The sequence below is a fragment of the Micromonospora sp. NPDC004551 genome (assembly GCF_040609975.1).
Taxonomy (GTDB): Bacteria; Actinomycetota; Actinomycetes; order Mycobacteriales; family Micromonosporaceae; genus Micromonospora.
On sequence record NZ_JBEXLM010000075.1, the window covers coordinates 1 to 4,204 of the forward strand.

At 76.1% G+C, this 4,204-nt stretch carries 4 protein-coding genes; all 4 read right to left on the reverse strand.

The window, feature by feature from the left end:
* Positions 1–600: Rho termination factor N-terminal domain-containing protein (locus ABZW14_RS34105; protein WP_355355348.1), on the reverse strand; the 600-nt coding region annotated here is incomplete at its 3' end.
* 295 nt (positions 601–895) lie between these two features.
* Positions 896–1,840: a homoserine kinase gene (gene thrB / locus ABZW14_RS34110; RefSeq protein WP_355355351.1), complete on the reverse strand. Its 945-nt coding sequence runs from the start codon at positions 1,838–1,840 to the stop codon at positions 896–898.
* 68 nt (positions 1,841–1,908) lie between these two features.
* Positions 1,909–3,153: an MFS transporter gene (locus tag ABZW14_RS34115; RefSeq protein ID WP_355355354.1), complete on the reverse strand. Its 1,245-nt coding sequence runs from the start codon at positions 3,151–3,153 to the stop codon at positions 1,909–1,911.
* 9 nt (positions 3,154–3,162) lie between these two features.
* The gene (locus tag ABZW14_RS34120; protein ID WP_355355357.1) at positions 3,163–3,984 is read right to left on the reverse strand and encodes a polysaccharide deacetylase family protein; all 822 of its coding nucleotides are present in this window, start codon (positions 3,982–3,984) and stop codon (positions 3,163–3,165) included.
* Positions 3,985–4,204: the final 220 nt, after the last annotated feature.

Genomic DNA, 4,204 nt, shown 5'->3' on the forward strand with positions numbered 1-4,204 from the left:
CTCGCCGCCGCGCTCGGCGCCACGCTCGGCCCGCTCGCCGCCACGCTCGGCACGCTCGCCGCCGCGCTCGGCGCCGCGCTCGGCCCGCTCGCGGCCCCGGCCCTCGCCCCGCTCACCGCGCTCGGCCCGCTCACCGCGCTCGGCCCGCTCGCCGGTCTCGGCGGGAGCCTCCTCGGCACGCGTCTCGGCCGGCCGCGCCTCGGTGGTCGCGGCAGCCGCACGGCTCCGGCGGCCGCGGGTGCGGCCCTCGGTCGCCTCGGCGGCCGGCGCCTGCTCGGCGGCGCGGCTCTCGGCCCGCTCCTCGCGGACCTCGGCGTGCACCTCCTCGCGGGCGGGAGCGGCCGCGGCCGCGACCTCGGCCCGCGGTCGAGGGGTTCCGGCGGCGGCGCCGCCCTGCCGCTCGGTGATCGCGCTGATCAGCTCGCCCTTGCGCATGCGAGCCGTACCGGAGATACCGAGCGACGCGGCCAGGCTCTGGAGCTCAGGCAGCAGCATCGCCGACAGGCCGGTGCCGCTGCGCCGACGGCGTGTGGGGGCGGCAGTGGTGGCATCGCCAGCGACGTTGGAAACATCCGACGTCACGTCGGTGGTGTCGCTCAATGGATTCCTTCCCTCGATAGGCCGGGGCTGCCCGGGGTCGAGAAACAGGTGGCCGGGCGGCCTCGGTGCACCCGCCTCGCATGGACGCGTCGCGGGAGTCTGTGACACAGCAGCCGGTCGGTTTCCCGACTCACCAACTTCGGTGAGCAGGTCTCGCCGTCTGCGGCGACCTGTGGAAACTGCGGTGCGGCGTGGGCCTTGGCAGGGGTGACGGGCTGACCGCCGAGTAGCTTCGGGGGTGCGCCGACCCGCAGGAGATCGCATGCTTCGCGGCTGTGCTAGGTGTAGAGCGTAATCAACTCTTCCGACCTGCGGCAACAGGGTCCCGCTCGGCGTGTCCAAGTCTACCCCGGGCGACCCGGGCGCCGCTGACGTCTATCGGCAACTCCCACCGGCGCCAATCTGTTCCCGCCTGGAATCCCGCGGGGACCTGGGACAACGCCAGAACGGTGGGGCCCGCCCCACTGACCACAGCCGCCACACCGGCCGCACGCAGCTCGCACACCAGCGCGGCGGTGCCCGGCATCCCCTCGGCCCGGTAGTCCTGGTGCAGCCGGTCGACGGTGGCCGGCAGCAGCAGTGCCGGCTCGGCGGTCAGCGCGTGCACCAGCAGCGCGGCCCGGCCCGCGTTCAGCGCCGCGTCGCCGTGCGGCACGGTGGCCGGCAGCGCCGCCCGGGCGACCGAGGTCAGCCCCCGCTCGCCCGGCACGAAGACGGTGGGCCGGACCGCCTCCGCCACGGGCAGCGTGACCGCCCGGGCGCCGGCCGGCTCCGTCCAGGCGACCGTGAAGCCGCCGAGCAGGCAGGGCGCCACGTTGTCGGGGTGCCCCTCCAACTCCGAGGCGAGCCGGAGCGCGGCGGCGTCGTCCAGCCGCGCCGCGCCGTCGGCGACCAGCGCCCGGGCCAGCAGGACACCGGCCACGATGGCCGCCGACGAGGACCCGAGGCCGCGGGCCTGGGGGATCCGGTTGACGCACTCCAGCGCCAGCCCGGCCGGCTGCGCGCCGAGCACGTCGAAGGCCGCCCGCATGGCGGTCACCACCAGGTGCCGGTCGTCGTCGGGCAGCTCGCCGGCGCCCTCGCCGGTCACCGCCACCCGTACGCCGCCGGCCGTCACCTCGGCCGCCACGTCGTCGTGCAGCCCGAGGGCCAGCCCGAGCGAGTCGAAGCCCGGGCCGAGGTTCGCGCTGGTCGCGGGCACCCGGACCCGGACCGGGCCGGAGGTGAAAGTCGTCGGCACGGGCTCATGCTAGGGCCCGGCCCCGACAGCGCGCGGGATCGCCCGGACCGTGGGAAGGGCGGCCCCGCTCAGGGGGTACGGCTGGGTGCCGCCTCCTCGACCGGGTCGGTGAGCGACAGCCGCCGGGTGGCGAGCCGCCAGCCCGCCGCGTAGACCACCGTGACCAGGCCGCACCCGGCCAGCACGGTGCGCTCGTCGACCACGTCGACCACCAGCGCCACGACCAGCTGGCTGACCGAGATGGCCAGCGTCGCCAGCATCATGTCGGTGGCGAAGACTCGGCCGCGCAACCGGTCCGGCACCTCGCCCTGAAGGGCGTAGTTGGAGAGCACCCAGTTGCTGCCGCCGCCCAGGTGGGCCAGGAAGACCAGCACCAGCACCAGCGGGAACCAGCTCACCACCGAGACCCCCACGTAGGCCAGGCCGTAGAGGGACATCGACAGGGCCAGGCCGGTGAGCAGCCAGGCGCGGTTGCTGAGCACCCGGCGCATCAGGATCGGGCCGACCAGCGCGCCGGCGCCCCGGGAGGCGAAGAGCAGGCCGGTGCCGATGGCGCCGACCCCGTACAGCCCGGCGAGCAGCGGGAAGACGGTCAGCACGCCGTTGCCCAGGCCCACCGCCGACTTCACGGTGACCAGGGCGAGCACCCGCGGCCGGTGGGCGATGTAGGCCAGCGCCTCGCGGATCGCCGGCCAGGTGCGCGGGACGACCGCCGCCGGGTCGCGGGGCGCCTGCAACGGCCGCCGGATCCGCGCGGCCAGGCCCGCCGCCCCGGCCAGGCCGGCCGCCGCCACCCAGAAGCTGGCGTACGGGCCGGCGGCGGCGCTGAGCATGCCGCCGAGCGAGGCGCCGACAACGGTCATGGTGCCCCAGGCCGAGCCGGCGATCGCGTTGCCGGCGGCCAGGTCGGCCGGGTCGAGCACGTTGGGCAGGGCGGCCTGCGCGGCCGGCGAGTAGAACGCCTTGGCCACCGCCACGGCGGCGATCGACACCAGGGCCAGCCAGGCGGTCCCGGCGCCGCGGACGCCGAGCAGCAGCAGGATGCCGGCCAGCGCGGCGAGGTTGGCCGCCATCATGATCTTCCGGCGGTCGAACCGGTCGGCGATGGTGCCGGTGTACGGGAGCAGCAGGGCGGTCATGCCGGTGTCCACGGCGAGCACCAGCGCGCCCCACACCCCGCTGCCGGTCAGGGCCGGCAGGAGCACCAGCAGCGGCACCATGACGAACCAGTCGGCCCCGAAGACCACCAGCTCGGCGAGGAAGAGGTTGCGGAAGTCGCGGTTGCGGACGAGGACCGAGACGGTGGGTGACACGCCGGAACCCTATCGGGCCGCTCCCAGGCCGGCACCGCGGCGGAGCAGGTCGGAGACGGTCACGAAGGTGTAGCCGCGGGCGCGCAGCCCGGTGATCATGTCGGGCAGGCCCCGCAGCGCGACCAGCCGCTGCTCGGGGCCCACGTCGTGACCGAGCAGGATCGTGCCGGGGCGTACGTCGGCCACGATCCGACGGGCGTGCCCGGCCGGGTCGTGCGGGTATTCCCCCTCGACCATCTGGAGCGTCCAGAGCACCAGCTGGTAGTTGAGCTGGGCGGCGGCGTGGAGCACCGCACCGCCGAGGTGCCCCCAGGGCGGGCGGATCAGCCGGGGCGTCGCCCCGGTGGCCGCCGCGATCGCCTCGTGGCTGCGGCTCAGGTCGTCGTACGCGGCGCGGGCGTCCATCCGGGCCAGGTCGTGGTGCGCCCAGCTGTGGTTGCCCACCTCGTGCCCGCCCAGCCGGTCGCGGACCAGTGCGGCGTGCCGGCGGGCCCGTTCACCGACCAGGAAGAAGGTGGCCGGCACCGAGTGCTCGGCCAGCGTGTCCAGCACCATCGGGGTCCACTGTGGCTGCGGCCCGTCGTCGAACGTCAGCGCGACCAGCGGGTCACCGGTGCGGACGCTCCAGACGACCTCGACCGCCCCGTTGCCGACCTGCTGGAGGCGGCTGCCCAGGGTGGCGCTGGCCGGTCCGCCGGCCAGCGGCAGCCGGCGGTCGGCGATCCAGGTGGTCTGGGAGGTCGCGGCGGCGCCCAGCGCGGCGCCCCCGGCCAGCAGCGCGGTGCGGCGCAGCACCGTGCGCCTGCCCCACCGGGCCACGCCGTCCGCCATCGCCCCGCTCCCGCTCCGGCCGGCCGCCTCCGGCACCGCGGGACGGCCTGGCACTGACAGTACGTGCAATCTCACTCACCGTACCGCCCCGCGGGCGCTCTCCACGTCCCCCGAACGGGAGAGGTGGCCGTCCAGCGGGCGGCCCGGGGCGCGGACGCCTACCTGGCCGGCGTACTGGAGTCCGCCGACGACGCGGCGGTCCCCGAGGAACGGGCCAGCC

Coding starts and splice junctions, on each gene's coding strand:
- ABZW14_RS34120 (WP_355355357.1), bottom strand. CDS start 3,984: ATGGCGGACGGCGTGGCCCGGTGGGGCAGGCGCACGGTGCTGCGCCGC.